This window comes from Nocardia lasii, assembly GCF_042658545.1.
In the GTDB taxonomy this organism is placed as follows: Bacteria; Actinomycetota; Actinomycetes; order Mycobacteriales; family Mycobacteriaceae; genus Nocardia; species Nocardia lasii.
In genome coordinates this window covers 159,602-181,768 of sequence record NZ_JBHSQN010000011.1, presented here as the reverse complement: position 1 = coordinate 181,768, position 22,167 = coordinate 159,602, and the positions used below count along the sequence as shown (strand labels likewise).

The window sequence follows — 22,167 nt, the reverse complement described above, 5'->3', positions numbered from 1 at the left end:
TCTCCACTGTCGCGCCTGTGCGGCGAGTCGGTGGCCAGGGACACGGATCGAGTCGGGTCGGGGCAGGTCGGCACGGGCCGTGGCGGGGCACTCGGCGGGTGCGTTCGGGCCGCGTCCGGCCAGGAACTAGGCTGGCACACTGTGCCGAACACCGCTGACACCGCAACGACCACGCCCGCGGGCGACCCGAACTACCTGGTCGGACTCGATCTGCGCGGACGCAGAGTGGTCGTGGTCGGCGGTGGCACCGTCGCCCAGCGCAGGCTCGGGCTGCTCGTGGCCGCCGGCGCGGATGTGCACGTGGTCAGTCGCGCGGTGACCCCCGCCGTCGAGGGCATGGCCACCGCCGGACAGATCAGCGTCGAACTGCGCGCCTACGCCGACGGCGACCTCGACGAGGCCTGGTACGCGATGGCCTGCACCGACGAACCCGAGACCAACGCCGCCGTCGTCGCCGAGGCCAGCGCCAAGCGCGTGTTCTGCGTGCGGGCCGACATCGCCCGCGACGGCACCGCCGTCACCCCCGCGACCGCCCGCTACGACGGCCTGTCGCTGGGCGTGCTCGCCGGTGGCGCGCACCGCCGTTCGGCCGCCGTGCGCAACGGCCTGCTCGAGGCGCTGCAATCCGGTGTGGTGACCGACGATTCGGAACCGGTCACCCCCGGCGTCGCGCTCGTCGGCGGTGGACCCGGCGATCCCGACCTGATCACCGTGCGCGGGCGCAGGCTGCTGGCGCGCGCCGACCTGGTCGTCGCCGACCGGCTCGCCCCGCCGGAACTGCTCGCCGAACTCGGCCCGCACGTCGAGGTGATCGATGCGGCCAAGATCCCCTACGGCCGGTCGATGGCCCAGGAGGCGATCAACCTCGCGCTCATCGAGGGCTTCAAGGCGGGCAAGTTCGTGGTCCGGCTCAAGGGCGGCGACCCGTACGTGTTCGGGCGCGGCTACGAGGAACTCGAGGCGTGCACCGAGGCAGGCATCCCGGTGACCGTGGTGCCCGGTGTGACCAGCCCGATCTCGGTGCCGGGCGCGGCCGGTATCCCGGTCACCCATCGCGGAGTGACCCACGAGTTCGTCGTGGTGAGCGGTCACGTGGCCCCCGAGCACCCCGATTCCCTCGTCGACTGGTCGGCGCTGGCCAAGCTGCGCGGCACCTTGGTGCTGATGATGGCGGTCGAGCGGATCGACAAGTTCGCGGCCGCGCTGCTCGCCGGTGGCCGCCCCGGCGACGCCCCGGCCGCGGTCATCCAGGAGGGCACCCTGCGCACCCAGCGGGTGGTGCGCGCCGACCTGGCCACGGTCGCCGACCGGGTCAAGCAGGAGGGCATCCGGCCGCCCGCGATCATCGTCATCGGCCCCACGGCGGGCTTCGGGCTGGACTAGCTTCCCGGGCCGCGCGCCCTCGCGTTGCCACCGCGCCAATTACACTGCCTCGTTGTGCTCGATAAACCCGCTGCGACGATGCAGTATCCGGTGACGGGGCGGGCCTTCGGTCTCGCCATTCTCGTGCTCAGTGGTCTGCAGTTCATGGTCGTGCTCGACGGCACCGTCGTGATCTTCGCGCTGCCGCGCCTGCAGGAGGAGATGGGGCTGTCCAGTTCGGGCAGCGCCTGGACGGTGACCTCCTACGGCCTGACCTTCGCCGGTTTGATGCTGCTCGGCGGTCGACTCGGTGACGCGTTCGGCCGCAAACGGATGCTGATCATCGGCGTCGGCCTGTTCACCGCCGCCTCCTTGGCGTGCGGTCTGGCCAACTCCGAGGCCACGCTGCTGATCGCGCGCGCCTTCCAGGGCGCCGGTGCGGCCGTCGCGGCCCCGACCGCGTTCGCGCTGGTCGCGACCACTTTCGCGCCGGGACCGGCCCGCAATCAGGCCATCGCGATCGTCGGGTCGATGGCCGGGATCGGCTCGGTCGGCGGCTTGGTGGTCGGCGGTGCGCTCACCGAACTGTCGTGGCGGTGGATCTTCCTGATCAACGTCCCGATCGGCGCGCTCATCGTGGCCGGCGCGGTCTACACGCTGTCCGACACCGAACACCATCGCACCCCGCTCGATATCAAGGGCGCGATCCTGGGCACGCTGGCCTGCGCGACGATCGTGTTCGGCGCGACCGAGGGCCCGGCGATGGGCTGGACCAGCCCGGTCATCCTCGGCTCGCTGATCGGCGGGTTCACGCTGCTGGTGGTCTTCGTCCTGGCCGAACGGCGCGAGGCCGACCCGCTGCTGCCGTGGTCGCTGTTCGACAGCCGCGACCGGGTGGCGACCTTCGCCCTGATCTTCCTGGCCGGCGCCATCCTCGGCTCGATGACGTTCTTCGTCGCCCAGCTGTTGCAGAACGTGCTCGGCTACAGCCCGCTGCAGGCCGGTATCGCCTCGATCCCGTTCACCATCGGCATCGGCGTCGGCGGCGCGGTGGCGTCGAAGGCGGCACTGGTGATCGCGCCCCGGTGGCTGCTCGCCGCGGCCTCGCTGGTGCTGGCGGTCGGGCTGCTGTTCGGGTCCACTCTCGACCGGCACGTGCAGTACCTGCCGACCCTGCTGGCACTGCTGCTGGTGATCGGCTTCGGCGTGGGTGTGGCGATGGTGCTGGCCCCGCTGTGCGTGCTCGTGGACGTGCCGCCGTCGAACATCGGCCCGCTCGCCGCCGTCGGCCAGATGTTCATGAACCTGGCGACCCCGATCGCGATCGGTCTGCTCAGCCCGATCGCCGCCTCGCGCACCCTGTCGCTCGGCGGCGGCGACGGTCGCCCCGCGGACATGTCACCGACCCAGATCGACGCGCTCAACAGCGGCTACACCCTGGTGCTGTTCGTGTGCGCGGTGCTGGCCGTGCTCGCGGCGGTGATCGCCGTGACCCTGCGCTTCACCCCGCAGCAGTTGGCGCAGGCACAGCACGCGCAGGAAGAGGCCCAGCAGAGCTGAACCCGTCCGCGGCGGGCCCGTTCGGACCCGCCGCGGCACGGACTCAGACGGTGTGCGCGTCGGCCACGGTGAGCGCCTGGTCGAGAATGGCCAAGCCCTCCTTGGCCTCGGCCTCGGTGATCACGCAGGGCGGGACCACGTGCAGGCGGTTGAAGTTGACGAACGGGAGCAGCCCGCCGGTCCGGCAGGCGGCGACCAGCTCGTTCATCGCGGGACTTGTCCCGCCGTAGGGGGCCAGCGGTTCGCGGGTGGTGCGGTCGCGGACGAGTTCCAAAGCCCAGAAGACACCGAGCCCACGCACCTCGCCGATGCTCGGGTGCCGCTGCGCCAGCTCGCGCAGGCCGGGGCCGAGCACCTTCGCGCCGATGTCGGCGGCGTTCTCGACGATGCGCTCCTCGGTCATCGCGGTGATCGTCGCCACGGCGGCGGCCGTCGCCAGGGGATGGCCCGAATAGGTGAGTCCGCCCGGGTAGGGACGCTCGGCGAAGGTGGCCGCGATGGCCGGGCTGATCGCCACCCCGCCGAGCGGGACGTAGCCGGAGTTCACGCCCTTGGCGAAGGTGATCAGATCGGGCACGACGTCGAAATTGTCGATGGCGAACCACTGTCCGGTGCGCCCGAAGCCCGCCATCACCTCATCGGCGATGAACATGATCCCGTGCCTGTCGCACAGTTCGCGCACCCCGCGCATGTACTCCGGGGTCGGCACCATGATGCCCGCGGTACCCGGCACCGACTCCAGCACGATCGCCGCGATGGTGGCCGGACCCTCCATCGCGATCGTGCGCTCCAGATGAGCCAGCGCCCGCTCGGTCTCCTGCGCCTCGTCGGTCGCGTGGAATTCCGAGCGGTACAGGAACGGGCCGAAGAAGTGCACGGTCCCGGTATTGCCGTGATCGTTGGGCCAGCGGCGCGGATCGCCGGTGAGGTTCACCGCGGTGTCGGTGCCGCCGTGGTAGGAGCGGTAGCGCGAGAGCACCTTGTAGCGGCCGGTGTGCAGGCGCGCCATCCGCACCGCGTGTTCGATCGCGTCGGCGCCACCGTTGGTGAAGAAGATCGTGTCGAGGTCACCGGGGGTGCGTTCGCTGATCAGCCGGGCCGCCTCCGAGCGGGCGTCGTTGGCGAATTGCGGTGCGACAGTGCACAGTTTGGCGGCCTGCTCCTGGATCGCGGCGACGACCTTCGGATGCTGGTGGCCGATATTGGTGTTCACCAGCATCGAGGAGAAATCGAGCAGCCGATTGCCCTCCCCGTCCCACACGTAGCAGCCCTCGGCGGCGGTGAGCACCGTCGGCGTCAGGGCCGCCTGCGCGGACCAGGAGTGGAAGACGTGGCGGCGGTCGAGTTCGTAGGTGCGCGCGGCCTCTGCGGAAAGGGTCATGTCCTGCCTCACTTGTTCTGTGGGAAGCCGAGTTCCAGGCCGCCGTGGCTCGGGTCGAGCCAGCGGGTGGTGACCGCTTTGGTGCGGGTGAAGAAGTGCACGCCGTCGGTGCCGTGCGCGTGCGAGTCACCGAACAGCGAATTCTTCCAGCCGCCGAAACTGAAGTAGGCCATGGGCACCGGGATCGGGACGTTGATGCCGACCATGCCGACCTCCACCTCGTGCTGGAACCGACGACCCGCGCCGCCGTCATTGGTGAAGATGGCGGTGCCGTTGCCGTAGCGGTTGGCGTTGATCAGCGCGACGGCCTCCTCGTAGGTGTCCACGCGCACGACCGAGAGCACCGGGCCGAAGATCTCGTCGGTGTAAACGCTCATGCTGGGGGTGACCTCGTCGAGAATTGTCGGCCCCAGCCAGAATCCGTCCGGGGCGCCTTCGACGGTGAGTCCGCGACCGTCGAGAACCACTCGGGCACCGGCGGTTTCGCCCGCGTCGATGTACTCGGCGACCCGGTCGCGGTGGGCGCGGGTGATCAGCGGGCCCATCTCGGCGCCGCTGGTGCCGTCGCCGGTGACGATGCTCGCCGCCCGCTCGCTGATCTTGGCGACCAGCTCGTCGGCCACACCACCGACCGCGACGACCACGCTGATCGCCATGCACCGCTCACCGGCCGAGCCGAAACCGGCGTTCACGGCGGCGTCGGCGGCCAGGTCCAGGTCGGCGTCGGGCAGCACCACCATGTGGTTCTTCGCGCCACCGAGCGCCTGTACCCGCTTGCCGGCGGCCGTGCCGCGCTGGTACACGTATTTGGCGATCGGGGTCGAGCCCACGAAGGACACGGCCTTGATGCCGGGGTTGTCGAGGAGTTCGTCGACGGCGACCTTGTCGCCCTGCACGACATTGAACACCCCGTCGGGCAGCCCGGCCTCCTGCCACAGCCGCGCCAACCACAGCGCCGCCGAGGGGTCCTTCTCGCTCGGCTTGAGCACCACGGTGTTGCCCGCGCCGATGGCGAGGGGGAAGAACCACATCGGCACCATGGCCGGGAAGTTGAACGGCGCGATGATCGCCACCGGGCCCAGCGGCTGGCGGATCGAGTAGATGTCGACATCGGTCGAGGCGTTCTCGGTGAAGCCGCCCTTGAGCAGATGCGGGACACCGCAGGCGAATTCGACCACCTCGAGGCCGCGGGTCACCTCGCCGAGCGCGTCGGCGGCGACCTTGCCGTGCTCGGCGGTGATGACCGCGGCCAGCTCGGTCTTGCGTTCGGCCAGCAGCTCGCGGAAACGGAACAGCACCTGGGTGCGCCGGGTCAGCGAGGTGTCGCGCCAGGACGCGAACGCCACGGTGGCGGCGTCGATGGCGGCGCGGGTGTCGGCCACGTTCGCCAGCGCCAGCTCGCCGGTGACGACGCCGGTGGCCGGATTGGTCACCGGCGCGGTGTTCTCGCTGGTGCCGCTGACCGACTTGCCGTCGATCCAATGGCCGATGGACTGCATGGATGCCTCGTTTCGCCAGGGATGTGGTGGTTCCACCCTGGTCTATTCCCGGCCGCGCGGGGGCCGACGAACCGTACAGGATTGTGGGTTTCGTATTACGATTCGTAGGTGCTGTTGACGGTGGCCGATGTGCTCGCGACCCCGGTCGTGCAGGCCGGGCAGCCCGAGGTCGTCTGCGCGGCGAACCTCGACCGGCCGGTGCGCTGGGTGCACGTCAGCGACCAGGCCGCCGTCGCCGACCTGCTGGTGGGCTCCGAGCTGATCCTCACCACCGGGCAGGCCCTCGCCGCGCCCGAACAGGCGCGCGTGGCCTACCTGCGCTCGCTGGCCGCCGCGGGAATCGCCGGGCTGGTGGTCGAGCTCGGCAGCTATGTGACCGAACTCGGGCCCGTCGTGGCCGCCACGGCCGCCGAACTCGGGCTGCCGGTGATCGTGCTGCACCGGGTCACCCGGTTCGTGGAGATCACCGAGGCCGTGCACCGGGCGATCGTGGCCGACCAGTACGCCGAACTCGAATTCGCCCGCACCGTGCACGAGACCTTCACCGAACTGAGCGTGCGCCGCGCCGCACTGGCCGAGATCGTGCAGACCGCCGCGAACATGCTCGACGCCTCGGTGGTCCTCGAGGACCTCTCGCACCGGGTATTGGCCGCCACCGCCCGCCACACCAGCTCGGCCGCACTGCTCGAGGACTGGGAATCGGTGTCGCGGATGCTGCTCGACGGGCCGGGGGTGGTGGGCGTCGGACCGCACACGCAACGCTGGGGGCGGCTGATCCTGCGCTCCGAGCAGGTGCCGACCGCGCGGGTCGCGATGGTGCTCGAACGCGCCGCCCAGACCATCACCCTGCACCGGATGATCGACAAGGACCGGTTCGGGCTGCACCGGCAGGCCCAGACCGGGTTGATCGCCGACCTGGTGGAGGGGCGGGTGACCGACGAGCGCGACGCCCAGGCCCGCGCCGCCGCCCTCGGGCTGCACCGGCGGGCCCGGTACGTGCCGGTGGTGATCGAGATCGACACCGACCCGCCCACGGATCCGGTTGCGGGACAACGACGTAGCGCGGCCCTCGTGGAGGCGGTGACCCACGCGCTCGGGCTGGTGGACGCGTCCGCCCTCAGCGCGGCCGAACGGCGCGTCGTCCGTCATCGGCCCGCCGACGGGTCGGGTGGTGCTGCGGTCGCTGTCGGTCGACGCGCTGTCGGAGGGGTGGCTCGGGGCCCGGGGGTGTCAGCGAGCGGGGATGCCGCCGGTGCCTCACCGGGCAAAGGCGCCCGGTTCGCGCGCGATGACCGCGACAATGGGCCGGGTGTGGCGGTAGGTGGGCAGCATGGTCGGCCTGGGCGTGACGGTGGGTCGGGTGGTGCGGTGAGTGGGCAGCGTGGTCGGTCCGGGCGTGTGGACCGTGACAGTGGGTCGGGCATTGCGGCGAGTCGGCATCTGGGTCGTTCCGGGCGTGGGGGTCGCGACGATGGGCCGGTCGTGGGTGGCCGGTCGGCGCCCGGCGGTGACGTGGAGCAGGTGACGATGATCCTCGCGGTGCCGAGGGGCGCCGATGTCGATGACCGGCTCGGTGTCGTGTGTTCGGCGGTGCTGGCCGAGATCCGGCGGGTCGAGGGGGTGCGGCGGGCGGTGGTCGGAGTCGGGGCCGACGCCGAGTCGCTGCTCGACACCGCAGGCCGCCTCGCCCACGCGGCGGGCGTCGCCGAGGTGGCGCTGTCGATGACGTCGGGACCCGACCGAATCTTCTTCCGCAGCGCCGACATTCGCCTGCGCGGCCTGCTCTCGCTCATCCGCGACGAACCCGGCGTACAGAGCTTCGCCGAAGCCGAACTCGGCACCCTGCTGCGCTACGACATCCGCCACCGCGCCGACCTCACCGGCACCCTGCGCCGCTTCCTCGACCTGGCGGGCAACAAGACCGAACTCGCCAGGGAACTCGCGATCAGCCGACCCACCCTCTACGACCGCCTCGCCCGCATCGAACGCATCCTCGCCGTCGACCTCGACGACGGCGAATCCCGCACCTCCCTGCACACCGCCCTACTCGTCCGCGACCTCACCGCGGGCGGCGACAAGCTCTAGGCCGCCCGCGGTCTGCCCGCGCGGTCGGTGCCATCGCGAGATACTCGGTACACACCGTTGGACGGCCCTCGGCGGCTGGGATTCCTCCACCGAAGCCCTCGCCAACGACCTACGCGCCGCGATGCTTTCGACGAATTCACCCCGCGCGAACTGAGCCCTTCGGGGGGTTGTGGGTGGGGGTCGGGGCGGCGAGACTCGGGGGATGAGTGTGTCGCGGGATCTGGTGGAGCGGTGGGTTGCCCTGGCCGGGGTGGAGGCCGAGGGGATCGGGGTGGGGGTGATCGGGCGGTATGGGGAGGCACATCGGCGGTATCACACGGAGACGCATTTGGCGGTGATGCTGGCGGCCATCGACGAATTGGGTGGGGCGGCAAGCGATATCGACGCGGTGCGGTATGCGGCGTTCTTTCATGACGCGATCTACGCGGTGGCGCGGGCTGACAATGAGGAGCGCAGTGCTGATCTGGGGCGCGATATTCTCGAATCGCTCGGGGCCGCACCGGAACTGGTCGAGGAGGTGGTGCGGTTGGTGGTGTTGACGCGGGGGCACAAGCCGTTGCCGGGGGATGCGAACGGGGCGGTGCTCTGTGACGCGGATCTGGTCGTGCTCGGGGGGTCTCCGGAGCAGTACGCCGCCTACACGCGGGCGATCCGGGCGGAGTACGCCCATGTGCCCGATGACCTGTTTCGGGCCGGTCGGGCGTCGGTGCTGCGCAATCTGGCCGATCAGCCGCGATTGTTCCGCACCGAAATGGCTTATGCGCGTTACGAAGCCGTCGCTCGCGCCAACCTCGCGGCCGAACTCGCCGAGCTCACGGGGGAGACCGACTGAGGGCGCCCGATTCTGGCTGTGCGCGGCCAAGCCTGCCCGGAGGGTTGCCGAGCCTGCCCGGAGGTCTGCCGAGCCCCTCGGTCTGCCGAGCCCGCCCCGAGGTCGGCTGAGCCTGCCGAGGTCGGCCGAGCACCCGGAGGTCGGCCGAGTGCGTGGAGGTGCGTGGGCGGGAGGTGACGGTCAGTCCCTGCGGCCGGTGAGGGCCAGGGAACCGCCGAGGCCGATCATGACCAGTCCGCTGGTGCCGCCGATCGCCGCGAGGTGGCGCGGCGATCGGGCCAGCCAGGAGCGCGCTGAACCGGCGGCCAACGCCCACACCGAATCCAGGACCAGGCCGAAGGCGGGGATGCAGAGGCCGAGGATCAGCATCTGCTGGGCGACGCCGCCGCGCGCGGGGTCGACGAACTGGGGCAGCAGCGCGGCCAGGAAGACGATGGTCTTCGGATTCGCGAAACCGACCACGAGACCGTCGCGCAGCACCGACAGGGTGCTGTGATCACCGGGCGCGGTATCGCCACGCAGGGCCGCGTGCAGGTCGGCGCGGTGCCGGATCGCCTGGACGCCCAGGTAGACCAGGTAGGCCGCGCCGAGCAGTTTGATCGCGGTGAACACCGTCGCCGACGCCGCGACCACCGCGCCGAGCCCGAACGCGACCGCCACCACCTGGGCATAGACCCCGACCGAGTTGCCGACGACGGTCAGCAGCGCCGAGCGACGACCGGTCGTCAACGCCCGACTGATCGTGAACAGCACGCTCGGGCCGGGCATGAGCACCAGCAGGAACGCCAGCCCGGCGAACGACACCAAATGACCCCACGACACCATGGCGCCACGCTATCGGCCCGACACGGGCACGGCAACGGATTACAGGGCGGTCAGCATCTGGGCCGCCAACGGGCCGGCCGATGCTGGGTTCTGGCCGGTGTACAGGTTGCGGTCGACCTCGATGTGCGGGGCCCACGCCGGGCCCGCCTGATAGTCGGCGCCGAGCGCGACCAGGCGGTCCTCGAGCAACCACTTCGCCTTGTCGGCCAGGCCGCCCTGGGTTTCCTCGGCATTGCTGAAACCGGTCAGGCGGTACCCGGCGAACGGGGAACGACCCGATTCGGCGGTGGCGAGCAGGGCGGCGGGGCCGTGGCAGACGATGCCGAGGGGCTTGCCGGAGGCGAGCGCGGTGTCGAGTAGGGCGCCGGAGACCGGATCGACGGCCAGGTCCTGCATCGGGCCGTGGCCGCCGGGGTAGAAGACGGCGTCGTAGTCGGCCGGGTCGACCTTGTCCAGCGAGATCGGGTTCTGAAATTCCGTGGCGCGCGAGAGGATGTCGGCGACCTCGGCCGCGCCCGCCGGACCGCCGTTGACCTCGGGGGCCAGGCTGGCGCGGTCGACGGGCGCGATCACCCCGTCCGGCGTCGCCACGGTGACGCGGTGGCCCGCGCCGGTGAACGCCCCGTAGGGCGCGGTGAATTCCTCGGCCCAGAAGCCGGTGGGATGGTCGGTGCCGTCGGCCAGGGTCCAGTGATCGGCGCCGGTGAGGACGAAGAGGATGTGTGCCATGGGTCCAACGCTAGGGACCACGGCATCCGGTGACCAATAGGATTGCCTATATGAGACATAGGTCAGTCGATGGGTCGATGGATCTGGTGCAGTTGCGCACCTTCCTCGCGGTCTATCGCACCGGGTCGCTCACCGCGGCCGCCGCCCAGGTCGGCCTGTCCCAGCCCACCGTGACCACCCAGCTCCAAGCGCTTGAACGCCATCTCGGTCGACCGCTGTTCGAACGGCTGCCGCGCGGCGTGGCCCCGACCGCCGCCGCCCACGAACTCGCGGCGCGCGTCGCCGGTCCGCTCGAGGCGCTGGAAACGGTGCTCACCGGCACCGCGACGGATCGGGCGCCCACGCGCGAACCGCCGGTGCTGCTCGGCGGACCCGCCGAGATGCTCGCCACCACGGTGATCCCCGCGCTCGCCCCGCTGGTCGCCGACGGGGTGCGGCTCACCGTGCGCACCGGCCACACCGACGACCTGCTGGCCCATTTGCGTTCGGGCGCGGTGGATCTGGTCTTCGCCACCACCCGCCCGCGCGGGCGCACCGTGCTGGCCGAACCGCTCGTCGACGAGGAGTTCCTGCTCGTGGCCGCGCCCTCGGTCGCCGAGCGCGTCGACATCGAACGGCTGCGCGTCGAGGGCCCCGGCGCGCTCGACGGCGTCGCGCTGATCAGCTATGCCGCCGACCTGCCGATCCTGCGCCGGTATTGGCGCCACGTCTTCGACACCCGGCTGGAAGCCGAGGCGTCGCTGATCGTGGGGGATCTGCGCGCGGTACTCGCGGCGGTGGTGGCCGGGGCCGGGATCAGCGTGCTGCCGCACTACCTGTGCGGGCGCGAGCTGGCCGAGCGGACGCTGGTCACGCTGCTCGACCCGGCGGATCCGCCGATCAATACCGGCTTCCTGGCCCGCCGGGTCGGCGCGCCCGCGCGTCCGCATGTCGAGCTGGTGCGCGCCCGGCTGGTCGAGGCCGCGCGCGCGTGGCGGGCGGGATGTTGACAGGCAAGCCGTGACTTGCCTATCGTTCGACGGGAGCCGCCGGAAGGAGCGCAGCGTGACCGATATCTACACCGCGCTGGCGGACTCGACACGCCGCGCCCTGCTCGACGAACTGGCCGATCGCGACGGTCAGACCCTGTTCGAACTGTGCGCCCGGCTGGTGAGCAGGCACGACATCAGCTCCTCGCGCCAGGCGATCACCCAGCACCTCGGCGTGCTCGAGGAGGTCGGGCTCGTGCACACCCGTCGACACGGTCGATACAAGTTCCATCACGCCGATTTCGCGCCCCTGCGGACGCTGTCGACGCGATGGCCCATTCCCCAGGAGGACACCGCATGATCCGCATCGGAGTGACCAGCGTCTTCGTCGACGACCAGGCCAAAGCCGAGGCCTTCTACACCGACGTGCTCGGCTTCCAGGTCAAGGAGAAGGTGCCGGTCGGCGAGTACGACTGGCTCACCGTCGTCTCGCCCGCCGACCGCGACGGCATCCAGCTCCTGCTCGAGCCCGACCAGCACCCGGCGGCCAAGGCATACAAGACCGCCCTGAGCGCCGAGGGCATTCCTGTCATCGTGTTCACCGTCGACGACCTCGACGCCGAATACGCGCGCCTGGTCGAGCGCGGCGTCTTCTTCACCCAGGCCCCCGTCGCCATGGGCCCGGTCCGCACCGCCGTCCTCGACGACACCTGCGGCAACCTCATCCAGCTGCTCGCACCGATCGCGGACTGAGCCGCACTGTCGGTGCGCGCCAAGTTGTTTCGGGCGGGACGACACTCGGCTTGATCGGTGGACGCGGGCTACGGCGTGGTACCCGCATACCTCCGTGGCCGTCCCGCGACCTCGGTGGTGGCATTTTCGTGCGACCGAACGCCTGAAACCCCCAAAATCGCCCGCGATAGCGCTTCTCTGCACGTTTATGCCACCTCACACCGCGCCCCGTCGCCGAGCATGCTCGAGCGGATGCCGAAGATTCGGTGGCGGGTGGAGTTCGCCCGGCCGGGTCAGTGATCGAGGACGGTGCTGGCCTCGATGGCCGCCACGATCAACTCCGCGACGCCGCGCTGACCGGCCGGGGTCGGGTGGTAGGGGAGCAGGGTGTGGTCGGCGAGCAGGGGGTCGAACCAGCGCGTCGACGGGTCGGCGCACATGCCGAAATCCCGTGAGGCGGTGACGGTGTCGATGTAGACGGCGCCGTGGGAACGGGCCTCGCGGGCGACGACGGTGTTGAGCCGCTCGAACTTGGACTGGATGTAGGCGGCGTCGGCGGGGCGCAGGCCGAGCATCGCGGGGCAGCTGGCATTCGTCAGGTAGGTGGGCCAGCCGTCGACGAAGACGGTGGCGTTCGGTGCGCGCCGGGTGATCTCGGCGAGTGCGGCGGCGTAGTGGGGCGCGATCGCGTCGATCTCGGTGTCCCACTGGGGATCTGCCTCCGCCGCGCAGCCGCCGGTGATCGTGCCCGCGTGGCAGTGGCCGAGGATGTACGAGGTCATGTCGGCGTCGTTGGCGCCGATGTGCAGGGTGACGATCTCGGTCGCGGGGCCGAGTGCGTCCAACTGTGGTGCCACTTCAGGGCCTTGCGAGCGGAACAGGTCGCCGATCTTCGCGGCGCTGCAACTGCGGTCGTCCAGGGTCAGGCCGAGTCGTTGGGCGACCAGGGCGGGGGCGTTGGTCGTCGAGCGTAGGCAGCGCAGGGGTGCGGTCGGGTCGAGGTTGACCGCGCCGGTGGTCGCCGCGCCGGAATCACCGAGCGCCACGTACCGGGCCCCTGACAGCGGTTCGGCGTGGACGGCGGCGGGAGTGATCGCCACGGTCGCGATCAGGACGGTCGTCGCGAGCGCGCGCGGCCAGGTGGTCATCGGCGGTCCTGATCATCGGGGTTCGCGGGCGGAACCGGGTACCGACACTGTGCCGCACCCGGGCGGCGCTCGCGGGCGCAACGCACGCGGGTTCGTGCGGGACAACAACTTTCGGCGACCGCTACTCGGTGATGATGAGCAATTCGGTCGGGGAGGCGATCTCGGCGCGCAGACCGGCTTTGGTCGCCACCCGGGCCACGGCGCGGATGTCGGTGGGTTCGGCGCGGGTGAGGACCAGGGCGCGGGCCAGTAGGCCCTTGTGGTGTTTGTTGAAGTGGCTCACGACCGTGCGGGAACCGTCGGGGTGTTCGGTGAGGACGTTGGCGGTGATCGCGCCGGGGACGCGGCCCAGCTGCTGGTAGGTGCCCGAACGTAGGTCGATGACGAGATCGCCCGCGGCTTCGGCGTAGAGGGCGTCGGGCAGGACATCGCGCCACACGGCCGACAGGGTGGGCAGACCCGGGAGTTTGGTGCCGCCGGAGAGTCGGTAGGCGGGGATGGGGTCACCCGCGCGGACGGCGCCGAACAGGGCCGAGCCGATGCCGAGGCGGGCGTCGGCCTTCGCGCGCTGCGCCTTGGTGAACGACTTGGCGTCGAGGGCGTCGTAGAGGACGCCGGTGTAGCGCTCCAACGCCGGGCGGGTGGGGGAGGTGCGCAGGGTCGCGTTGCGGGCGACCTCGGCGTCGGCGCCCTTGCCGAGCCCGAGCACCTTCGCGGACAGTGCCGGATCGGCCGCCAACCGCCCCACCTCGGTGATCAGCATGTCGCGCACCGCGTTCAGCTGCGGCATCGCCAGATCGGCGAGGTCGAGCGGGGCACCCGAACCGCCGTCGGACTTGGTCTCGGAGGGAGGCAGCAGCACCAGCACGATCCCACCGTAATCGTCCCCGTCGAACACGCTGTCCACCGCCTGCCGCCGTGCACCGATCGGCTCGGCTGTCGGTCGTTGTCGTGGGACGGCCACGATCGCCCGCCGCTGCCGCACTGATCGGCCTTGCGGGCGGCTGTCGGAGGTCGGGAGTTGCTGACTGCTGCCGTCGCGGTGGTCGGTTTTGCGGGCGGTGGCTGTCGGGGGGCGAACACGGCTGACTTTCGGACGTGATCGCTCGCACACGTGCTCGATTTTCCGGTGGCGGAGGCGCGCAGGTGGTAATCCGGTGTCGGTCGGCTCGGGGCGGGGACTACCCTGTGCATTCGTGATCACCCGCCTCTCCCGCCTGTTCCTGCGCACCCTGCGAGACGATCCCGCCGACGCCGAGGTGCCCAGCCACAAACTGCTCGTTCGCGCCGGCTACGTCCGCCGCGTCGCCCCGGGTGTGTACTCGTGGCTGCCGCTGGGCCTGCGCACGCTGCGCAAGGTCGAAGACGTGGTGCGCCAGGAGATGGACGCCACCGGCGCCCAGGAGATCTCGCTGCCCGCGCTGCTGCCGCGCGAACCCTACGAGACCACCAACCGGTGGACCGAATACGGCGACGGCCTGTTCCGCCTCAAGGACCGCAAGGGCGGCGACTACCTGCTCGGCCCCACCCACGAGGAACTGTTCGCGCTCACTGTGAAGGGCGAGTACAACTCCTACAAGGATCTGCCGGTCACGCTCTACCAGATCCAGACCAAGTACCGCGACGAGGAACGCCCCCGCGCCGGCATCCTGCGTGGCCGCGAATTCGTCATGAAGGACTCCTACTCCTTCGACATCGACGACAACGGCCTCACCAACAGCTACGCCACCCACCGCAAGGCCTACCAGGCCATCTTCGAACGCCTCGGCGTCGAGTACGTGATCGTGGCCGCCACCTCCGGCGCCATGGGCGGCAGCGCGTCCGAGGAATTCCTCGCCGCCAGCCCCGTCGGCGAGGACACCTACGTGCGCTGCGTGGAATCCGGGTACGCGGCCAACGTGGAAGCCGTGGTCACCCCCGCGCCCGCACCGCTGCCCCTCGAAGGTCAGGCCGCCGCGGTCGAATACGACACCCCGAACACGCCCACCATCGCCACGCTGGTCGAGTGGGCCAACGCCAACGAGGTGCTGGGCCGTCCGGCCACCGCCGCCGACACGTTGAAGAACGTGATGGTCAAGCTGCGCCACCCCGACGGCAAGTCCGAGATCCTCGGCATCGGTATCCCCGGTGACCGCGAGGTCGACGACAAGCGGCTCGGCGCCGCCGTGGAGCCCGCCGAGGTCGAACTGCTCACCGAGGCCGACTTCGCCGCCAACCCCTTCCTGGTGAAGGGCTACATCGGCCCGAAGGCCCTGCAGGCCAACGGTGTTCGCTACCTCGTCGACCCCCGCGTCGTCGAGGGCACCGCCTGGATCACCGGCGCCGATGTGCAGGGCAAGCACGTGGTCGGCCTGGTCGCCGGTCGCGACTTCACCCCCGACGGCACCATCGAGGCCGCCGAGGTCCGCGACGGCGATCCCTCGCCCGACGGCGCCGGTCCGCTGGTGTCCGCGCGCGGCATCGAGATCGGCCACATCTTCCAGCTCGGCCGCAAATACACCGACGCCTTCGACGTCGACGTGCTCGGCGAGAACGGCAAACCGGTCCGCCTCACCATGGGCTCCTACGGCATCGGCGTGTCCCGCATGGTCGCCGTGATCGCCGAACAGCAGCACGACGACAAGGGCCTGCGCTGGCCCGCCGAGGTCGCCCCCTTCGACGTGCACGTGGTCATCGCCAACAAGGACGCCGCCGCCCGCGACGGCGCCGAACACGTCGTCGCCGGCCTCGACGCCGAGGGCCTCGACGTCCTGTTCGACGACCGCACCGCCTCACCCGGCGTGAAGTTCAAGGACGCCGAACTCCTCGGCATGCCCTGGATCCTCGTCATCGGCCGCGGCTGGTCCGAGGGCAAGGTCGAACTGCGCAACCGCTTCACCGGCGAAGCCGAGGAGATCCCGGCCGAAGACGCCGTCAGCGCGGTGACCGCCAAGGTTCGCGGGCGCTGAGTCGTTCGTCCGATCGTGTTCGCGTGATCCCGCGAACACGATCGGCTCGCCGCGGTCGTCGGTGGGGGATCGCGATCTCGGTGACGGGGTCGGCAAGCCGCGCAGGCCTCCCCGCTGGGGGGCGCAACCGGGCCCGCAGGCCGCGCAACCGTGGAATGGTCCGGCGTCGCAATTCCGGTCGTGACCGGACCGGTCCCGAACTTACGGTTACGTAGGTGAAAGTGCTGGTAGCGGGGGTCGATGCTCGGCGTGGCGGAATCGCGGCGCTGCTAAGTTAACGGTCATGACGAGTTCGCCCAGCCTGCTGTTCAACCCCGCCACCTACGATCCGCAGCACTTCGACGCGGAGACCCGGCGGTTGTTGCGGGCCACCATCGAGTTCTTCGAGTCCAAGGGCAAGGCGCAGTTGCTGGCCGAGGATCGTGACGCGGTGTGGACGCAGGAGTTCTTGGACTTCGTGGCCAAGGAGAAGCTGTTCGCCACGTTCCTGACCCCGGCCGCCTACGCCGACGGTGATCCGAACAAGCGTTGGGACGCGGCGCGCAACGCGGCGCTGTCGGAGATCTTCGGGTTCTACGGGCTGGCGTACTGGTACGCCGAGCAGGTCACCATTCTCGGGCTCGGGCCGATCTGGCAGAGCGACAACGAGATCGCCAAGCGCAAGGCCGCCGCCGACCTCGACGACGGTCAGGTCATGGCGTTCGCGCTGTCGGAGCGCGACCACGGCGCCGACATCTACAACACCGACCTGATCCTGACCCCGAGCGAGCCGGGCAGCGCCGACGCCGAAGCGGGAATCCTGTTCCGCGCCAACGGCGAGAAGTACTACATCGGCAACGGCAACGTGGCCTCGATGGTGTCGGTGTTCTCCCGGCGCGGGGATGTCGAAGGGCCCGAAGGCTACATCTGGTTCGCCGCCGACAGCCGCCACGACAACTACCACCTGGTCGAGAGCGTCATCCACGGCCAGATGTATGTCAGCCACTTCCGGCTGGAGAACTACCCGGTCACCGCCGCCGACGTGCTGCACGAAGGCCCGGAAGGCTTCTCGGCCGCGCTCAACACCGTCAACGTGGGCAAGTTCAACCTCTGCCACGGCAGCATCGGCATGGTCGAGCACTCGTTCTTCGAGGCCATCACCCACGCCAACAACCGCATCCTCTACGGCAACCCGGTCACCGATTTCGGCCACGTGCGCGGCAATTTCGTCGATGCCTACGCCCGCCTGATCGCGATGAAGCTGTTCAGCGACCGCGCCGTGGACTACTTCCGCAGCGCCTCGCTCGAGGACCGCCGCTACCTGCTGTTCAACCCGATGACCAAGTCCAAGGTCACCTCCGAGGGCGAGGTCGCCATGACCCTGCTGCTGGATGTGTTGGCGGCCAAGGGTTTCGAGAAGGCCACCTACTTCGCCCAGGCTTCGCGCTACATCAACCACCTGCCCCGGCTCGAGGGCACGGTGCACGTGAACGTGGGCCAGATCCTGAAGTTCATGCCGAACTACCTGTTCAACCCGAAGGAATACCCGGCCGTCGGCACCCGCCTGGAAGCAGGCGACGAGGCGTTCTTCTGGGCGCAGGGCCCGGCGCGCGGCGCGGGCAAGGTGCAGTTCGCCGACTGGACCCCCGCCTACGAGCAGGCCGCCGACGTGCCCAACGTCGCCCGGTTCTACGAGCAGGCCAAGGCGCTGCAAACGCTGCTGCTCACCGCCGCGCCCGACGCCGACCAGCAGAAGGACCTCGACTTCATGCTGACCATCGGCCACCTGTTCTCCACGGTGGTCTACGGCCAGCTGATCCTCGAGCAGGCCGAACTCACCGGCCTCGACCGCGACGTGCTCGACCAGATGTTCGACTTCCAGATCCGCGACTTCAACACCCAGGCCTCGGCCCTGCTCGGCAAACCCTCGGTCACCGAGGCGCAGCGCGACTGGGCCATCGGCGCCCTGCGCAGCCCCGTCGCGGACAAGGAGCGCTTCGACCGGGTGTGGGACCAGGTCCAGGCTTACGACGGCGCGTACGCGATGCGGCCCTAGCCTCGGCGGCCGGCGCCGCAGGGTTTCGGCCTGGGTCCCCCGAATCCGAGGAGCGATACTCCGGCTTCGCCGTGACGTCTCGCCCCTCGGATCCGGGGCGGCCGACACCGTGGTGGTTCGGTGGGAGTCCGGGGAGTGCTCGGTTCCACTCGTGAAGGTGGGTGGCGCCACTCGGATGCGGTTGCGGGCGAGGTGTTCTCGTTCGACGGTATCGGCTCAGGCTCGGCCGGGAAAAGCCACCGTGACCGGGTTCGCGCCCAGGATCGCCTGCCAGCGGGCGCGGCGGATCGCGGTCTCGGTGAGGGCTTCGGTGCCGGTGGCGCGTACCGACTCGTCGGTGGCGTTCTCGACCACGGCGTACCACGCTGCGGCGCAATCGGATTCGACGCTCACCGCCAGGTGGGCCGCCGGGATCGGGTCGTCGACGGGGGCGGGCGGGTTGTAGGCGGCGCTGGGCGCGGTCGGTGTCGTGCCGTCGGCCTCGAGCAGTTCGATGGTGGCGTCGCGGCGCGCGCGATGCGCGGCGGCGAACTCGGCCACCAGACGGGCCCGGTCGGTATTGGCGTACGCGGCGATCAGCCCGTAGGAGTAGACGGCGGCGTACTCGGCGTCGAGGGCGAACTGCAACGTCGTGTGCTGATCGGTCATGTCAGCAGGACTCCTGCCTGGGTGGCGCAGGCCGCGCTGATCGACGCGAGAAGTCCCGCGCGATAACCGGATTCGGTGCGGGCCAACTCGGCGGCGGACTGTTGGGAACGGATCAGCTGATCGCGCACCTGCGCGACGGTGCTCGGCTGCGCGGACGCGGTCTCGACCTGGGTGGCGGGCACCGGCGCGCCGTCGGGGCCCGGCACGGTGACCTCGCCGGTGCGGCGCACGGGAGTGGTCCCGTCGCCGTAGACGCCGACGACCCGGGCGATCTCGGTGCGCAGCGCGTCGGCGTGCGCGGTGCGCTCGGTCGCGATGGTGGTCAGCGCCGCGTTCGACTGCGGGGCCAACGCGATCGCGGCCGTCGCGGCGGCGGCGTCGGCACGGGCCAGAACCTCCTGTGCGGCAAGGGGATCCGGCGCGTGCACGGTGTCGTCCTCGGCGCAGGCGGCCAGCGCGGCCACCGCGGGCAGGCCGATCGCGCTCGCGCCGACGAGGCGCAGCACGGCGCGCCGCCGCCAGTTCGCGCCCGCCGATGATGAAACTCGGTGTGCCGGTATGACATGGGGCACGGCGACAGGAGCGAGCGCGGGCCGCGTCTCGGCGGGCGCGCGCATCGATCCGGCGAGGTGCGCGGCGGCGGACTCGACCCGCGCCGGCGCGGGTTCGTGCCGGTCGGAGCGCGTGCCGGAAGGTCGCCCGGCGCTCGGCGGGACGGTATGGCGGTGGGGCACGTGCACCATCGTGCCAGATCTCGCGCGGGTGCCCGTTCGCGCCGCGACACGACCACTGGCACGCCGAGTCGGACCGGTGCGCGGCAGCTGGCGCCTGGTCCTTTACACTCTCTGAGCGCGTTACGCTAGACCTTCGGCGTAGATATTTCCGATCGCGTCACAACTGAACCAGGAGCCGCCCATATGCCGATGCCCACCGAGGAAAGGGTGAGCCAGCTAGTCGCTGAGCTCGTCGCACGCCAGGGTTTCGACCTCGAGGGCGTCGCGATCGGGGCTGCGGGCAACGGTGAGTTGGCTCCGGTACGGGTGAAGGTCACCGTCGACAGCGACGGCCCCGCCGACCTGGACGCCATCGCCGCGCTCAGCCGCGACATGTCCGAACTTCTCGATGCCGCAGGCGATTTCGGCGATTCCGCCTACCTGCTCGAAGTCACCACGCCCGGCGTGGAACGACCACTGACCACCGAACGCCACTGGCGGCGCGCCCAGGGCCGCAAGGTCCGCGTCACGCTGGCCGACGGCGCCGAACGCGTCGAGGGCAAGGCCCGCTTCGACGCGCGCGTCGGCCGACTCGGCGACGACGCCACCCTCGCGCTCGTGCTCGGCGGCAAGAACAAGCCGCATCGCATCCACGTACCCCTCGCCGACATCGCCTCCGCTGTCGTGCAGGTCGAGTTCAACGCCCCCGGCGCCGCCGAACTCGAACTCGCCGGCGGTATCGCGCCGGGGCGACCGGTCCCGGGTGCCGAACCCGCCGACCTCGCCGCGCCAGGACAACACAGTGACACTCCCACCGAAGGGGTTGCGGAATGAATATTGAAATCGAAGCCTTGCGGGCGATCGTCGCCGACAAGGGCATCTCGATCGAGACCGTGATCTCGGCGATCGAGTCGGCGCTGCTCACCGCCTACCGGCACACCGACGGCCACGAGGCCAACGCGCGCATCGACATCAACCAGAAGACCGGTGTGGTCCGGGTGATGGCGCGCGAACTCGACGCCGACGGCAACCTCGTCAGCGAATGGGACGACACCCCAGAGGGATTCGGCCGCATCGCCGCGACCACCGCCCGCCAGGTGGTGCTGCAACGCCTGCGCGACGCCGAGAACGAGAAGTCCTTCGGCGACTTCGCCACCCACGAGGGCGAGATCGTCGGCGGTGTCGTGCAGCGCGACGCCAGGGCCAACGCCCGCGGCGTGGTCGTGGTGCGCATCGGCAGCGAGGCCAACGGCGCCGAGGGCCTGATCCCGCCCGCCGAGCAGGTGCCCGGCGAGACCTACGAGCACGGCGACCGGATCAAGTGTTACGTCTACGGCGTCTCACGCGGCCCGCGTGGCCCGCAGATCCAGCTCTCGCGCACCCACCCCAACCTGGTGCGCCGCCTGTTCTCGCTCGAGGTGCCCGAGATCGCCGACGGCTCGGTCGAGATCGTCGCGGTGGCGCGCGAGTCGGGACACCGCTCCAAGATCGCCGTGCGCTCCACCGTGCCCGGCGTGAACGCCAAGGGCGCGTGCATCGGCCCGATGGGTCAGCGCGTGCGCAACGTGATGAGCGAATTGGCCGGGGAGAAGATCGATATCATCGACTACGACGAGGATCCGGCCACCTTCGTCGGTAACGCACTCTCGCCATCGAAAGTGGTTTCGGTCACTGTCGTCGATCCCGACGCCAGGGCCGCGCGGGTGATCGTGCCCGACTTCCAGCTCTCCCTCGCCATCGGCAAGGAGGGCCAGAATGCCCGCCTGGCAGCCCGTCTGACGGGTTGGCGCATCGATATCCGCAGCGACGCGGCGCCCGAGCCGGACGGCACCGTGCGGCCCGAGGCGCACCGTAGCTGAGTCGGAGGCGGCGAATCATGGCCCGCGGATGACATGTTCGTAACTTCCGGAGGGGAGGGGTTCGTCGTAATGACCGGGTCACCGGTAGAGTGGGTACAGGACCGGCCCGCGCAATCCGTTCGCACCTGTATCGGATGCCGTCAGCGTGAGCCGTCTGCCGACCTGTTGCGGGTCGTGGCGCAGCACCGGGACTCCGGTGTCGCGATAGTTCCCGATCCGCGGCGCAGACTTCCCGGACGGGGTGCCTGGCTGCACCCCGTTTCAGCTTGTTTGCGTTCAGCGCAGCGGCGCCGAGCATTCGGCAGAGCCCTACGAGTGTCCGGAAATCTGGATATCTCAGCCCTGGAGCAGTACCTCGAGAACAGGCACGAGCACTCATGAGCACACCGTGAAGCACCAACGATGAACGTCCATCGGAGATAACCCGAGGTCGTGCGGGCCCGCCTTACCTAGGCGGCGTCACTGCTCGACCTCTCAGTGAGGAGAGCAGTGGCAGGCAAGGCCCGCGTGCACGAGTTGGCTAAGGAACTCGGTGTCACAAGCAAGGAACTACTCGCGAAGCTCAAGGAGCAAGGCGAGTTCGTGAAGTCGGCGTCCTCGACGGTGGAAGCACCCGTCGCTCGTCGTCTGCGCGAATCTCTCGCGTCGAAGTCCGCCCCGGCGGCCGACGCCAAGCCGGCGGCCCGTCCCGGCCCGTCGCCCGCGACCGCGGCTCGGCCCGGCGCCAAGCCCACCCCCGGCGGTCCCCGTCCGGGCCCGCGTCCGACCCCGGCGGCTCCCGCCGTGGCCGCGACTCCCGCCGCGCCGGTCACCCCGGCTCCGGTCGAGAAGGCCGCCCCGGCC

21 protein-coding genes are annotated in these 22,167 nt (G+C 70.3%); 13 read left to right on the top strand and 8 right to left on the bottom strand.

The features are described from left to right. Nucleotides 1–141 precede the first annotated feature (141 nt). Both cobA and ACFP3H_RS16890 read left to right on the top strand, forming a co-directional pair. Complete coding sequence (gene cobA / locus ACFP3H_RS16895; protein WP_378606832.1) at nt 142–1,383, top strand: uroporphyrinogen-III C-methyltransferase; 1,242 nt, start codon at nt 142–144, stop codon at nt 1,381–1,383. 78 nt (nt 1,384–1,461) lie between these two features. Then, nucleotides 1,462–2,922: an MFS transporter gene (locus ACFP3H_RS16890; RefSeq protein WP_378607448.1), complete on the top strand. Its 1,461-nt coding sequence runs from the start codon at nt 1,462–1,464 to the stop codon at nt 2,920–2,922. 43 nt (nt 2,923–2,965) lie between these two features. Here ACFP3H_RS16890 and ACFP3H_RS16885 read toward each other — a convergent pair whose 3' ends face one another. Further along, entirely contained in the window at nt 2,966–4,303 is a 1,338-nt protein-coding gene (locus ACFP3H_RS16885) for an aspartate aminotransferase family protein (protein WP_378606829.1), read from the bottom strand. A gap of 8 nt (nt 4,304–4,311) precedes the next feature. Next, a complete protein-coding gene (locus ACFP3H_RS16880) occupies nt 4,312–5,802 on the bottom strand; it encodes a CoA-acylating methylmalonate-semialdehyde dehydrogenase (RefSeq protein ID WP_378606826.1) in 1,491 nt (496 codons plus the stop codon). A 108-nt stretch (nt 5,803–5,910) separates the two neighbouring features. On the opposite strand from ACFP3H_RS16880, the gene ACFP3H_RS16875 reads away from it, so the two are divergent. Continuing rightward, complete coding sequence (locus ACFP3H_RS16875; RefSeq protein ID WP_378606823.1) at nt 5,911–7,887, top strand: PucR family transcriptional regulator ligand-binding domain-containing protein; 1,977 nt, start codon at nt 5,911–5,913, stop codon at nt 7,885–7,887. A gap of 202 nt (nt 7,888–8,089) precedes the next feature. Then, nucleotides 8,090–8,719: an HD domain-containing protein gene (locus ACFP3H_RS16870; RefSeq protein ID WP_378606821.1), complete on the top strand. Its 630-nt coding sequence runs from the start codon at nt 8,090–8,092 to the stop codon at nt 8,717–8,719. Nucleotides 8,720–8,899: 180 nt separating this feature from the next. Here the strand turns inward: ACFP3H_RS16870 and ACFP3H_RS16865 are convergent, their stop codons facing one another. Further along, nucleotides 8,900–9,544 carry a LysE family translocator gene (locus ACFP3H_RS16865; RefSeq protein ID WP_378606818.1) on the bottom strand — a complete coding sequence of 215 codons (645 nt, stop codon included), beginning with the start codon at nt 9,542–9,544 and terminating at the stop codon, nt 8,900–8,902. Between the two features lie 39 nt (nt 9,545–9,583). Further along, entirely contained in the window at nt 9,584–10,273 is a 690-nt protein-coding gene (locus tag ACFP3H_RS16860; protein ID WP_378606815.1) for a type 1 glutamine amidotransferase domain-containing protein, read from the bottom strand. Between the two features lie 50 nt (nt 10,274–10,323). Between ACFP3H_RS16860 and ACFP3H_RS16855 the strand changes: the two genes are divergently transcribed. The 3 genes from ACFP3H_RS16855 to ACFP3H_RS16845 are packed head-to-tail and all read left to right on the top strand — an operon-like array spanning nt 10,324 to nt 11,994. After that, complete coding sequence (locus ACFP3H_RS16855) at nt 10,324–11,262, top strand: LysR family transcriptional regulator (protein WP_378606812.1); 939 nt, start codon at nt 10,324–10,326, stop codon at nt 11,260–11,262. Between the two features lie 55 nt (nt 11,263–11,317). Continuing rightward, a complete protein-coding gene (locus ACFP3H_RS16850) occupies nt 11,318–11,602 on the top strand; it encodes an ArsR/SmtB family transcription factor (RefSeq protein WP_378606810.1) in 285 nt (94 codons plus the stop codon). After that, nucleotides 11,602–11,994, top strand: a complete 393-nt coding sequence (locus tag ACFP3H_RS16845) for a VOC family protein (RefSeq protein ID WP_378607445.1) — start codon at nt 11,602–11,604, stop codon at nt 11,992–11,994. Before ACFP3H_RS16850 ends, ACFP3H_RS16845 begins: the two co-directional genes overlap by 1 nt. 272 nt (nt 11,995–12,266) lie before the next feature. On the opposite strand, the gene ACFP3H_RS16840 is transcribed toward ACFP3H_RS16845, so the two are convergent. Together ACFP3H_RS16840 and yaaA are read right to left on the bottom strand one after the other, a co-directional pair. Beyond that, complete coding sequence (locus ACFP3H_RS16840) at nt 12,267–13,121, bottom strand: SGNH/GDSL hydrolase family protein (RefSeq protein ID WP_378606807.1); 855 nt, start codon at nt 13,119–13,121, stop codon at nt 12,267–12,269. Nucleotides 13,122–13,242: 121 nt separating this feature from the next. Next, nucleotides 13,243–13,989 carry a peroxide stress protein YaaA gene (yaaA, locus tag ACFP3H_RS16835; RefSeq protein WP_378607442.1) on the bottom strand — a complete coding sequence of 249 codons (747 nt, stop codon included), beginning with the start codon at nt 13,987–13,989 and terminating at the stop codon, nt 13,243–13,245. Between the two features lie 328 nt (nt 13,990–14,317). Between yaaA and ACFP3H_RS16830 the strand changes: the two genes are divergently transcribed. Both ACFP3H_RS16830 and ACFP3H_RS16825 read left to right on the top strand, forming a co-directional pair. Then, the gene (locus tag ACFP3H_RS16830; protein ID WP_378606805.1) at nt 14,318–16,069 is read left to right on the top strand and encodes a proline--tRNA ligase; all 1,752 of its coding nucleotides are present in this window, start codon (nt 14,318–14,320) and stop codon (nt 16,067–16,069) included. Nucleotides 16,070–16,352: 283 nt separating this feature from the next. After that, on the top strand, nt 16,353–18,104 hold the full coding sequence (locus ACFP3H_RS16825) for an acyl-CoA dehydrogenase family protein (RefSeq protein ID WP_378606803.1): 1,752 nt from the start codon (nt 16,353–16,355) through the stop codon (nt 18,102–18,104). A gap of 216 nt (nt 18,105–18,320) precedes the next feature. On the opposite strand, the gene ACFP3H_RS16820 is transcribed toward ACFP3H_RS16825, so the two are convergent. Together ACFP3H_RS16820 and ACFP3H_RS16815 are read right to left on the bottom strand one after the other, a co-directional pair. Beyond that, on the bottom strand, nt 18,321–18,752 hold the full coding sequence (locus ACFP3H_RS16820; protein WP_378606800.1) for a ferritin-like domain-containing protein: 432 nt from the start codon (nt 18,750–18,752) through the stop codon (nt 18,321–18,323). Beyond that, entirely contained in the window at nt 18,749–19,486 is a 738-nt protein-coding gene (locus ACFP3H_RS16815) for a hypothetical protein (RefSeq protein WP_378606797.1), read from the bottom strand. The genes ACFP3H_RS16820 and ACFP3H_RS16815 overlap by 4 nt, the downstream gene beginning before the upstream one ends. 183 nt (nt 19,487–19,669) lie before the next feature. On the opposite strand from ACFP3H_RS16815, the gene rimP reads away from it, so the two are divergent. The 4 genes from rimP to ACFP3H_RS16795 form a co-directional block, all read left to right on the top strand. Then, complete coding sequence (gene rimP / locus ACFP3H_RS16810) at nt 19,670–20,299, top strand: ribosome maturation factor RimP (protein WP_378606794.1); 630 nt, start codon at nt 19,670–19,672, stop codon at nt 20,297–20,299. Next, nucleotides 20,296–21,324, top strand: a complete 1,029-nt coding sequence (nusA, locus tag ACFP3H_RS16805; protein WP_378606791.1) for a transcription termination factor NusA — start codon at nt 20,296–20,298, stop codon at nt 21,322–21,324. The genes rimP and nusA overlap by 4 nt, the downstream gene beginning before the upstream one ends. Nucleotides 21,325–21,393: 69 nt before the next feature. After that, complete coding sequence (locus ACFP3H_RS16800; protein ID WP_378606788.1) at nt 21,394–21,705, top strand: YlxR family protein; 312 nt, start codon at nt 21,394–21,396, stop codon at nt 21,703–21,705. 108 nt (nt 21,706–21,813) lie between these two features. Beyond that, on the top strand, nt 21,814–22,167 hold a 354-nt coding region (locus ACFP3H_RS16795), incomplete at its 3' end, for a translation initiation factor IF-2 N-terminal domain-containing protein (RefSeq protein ID WP_378606785.1).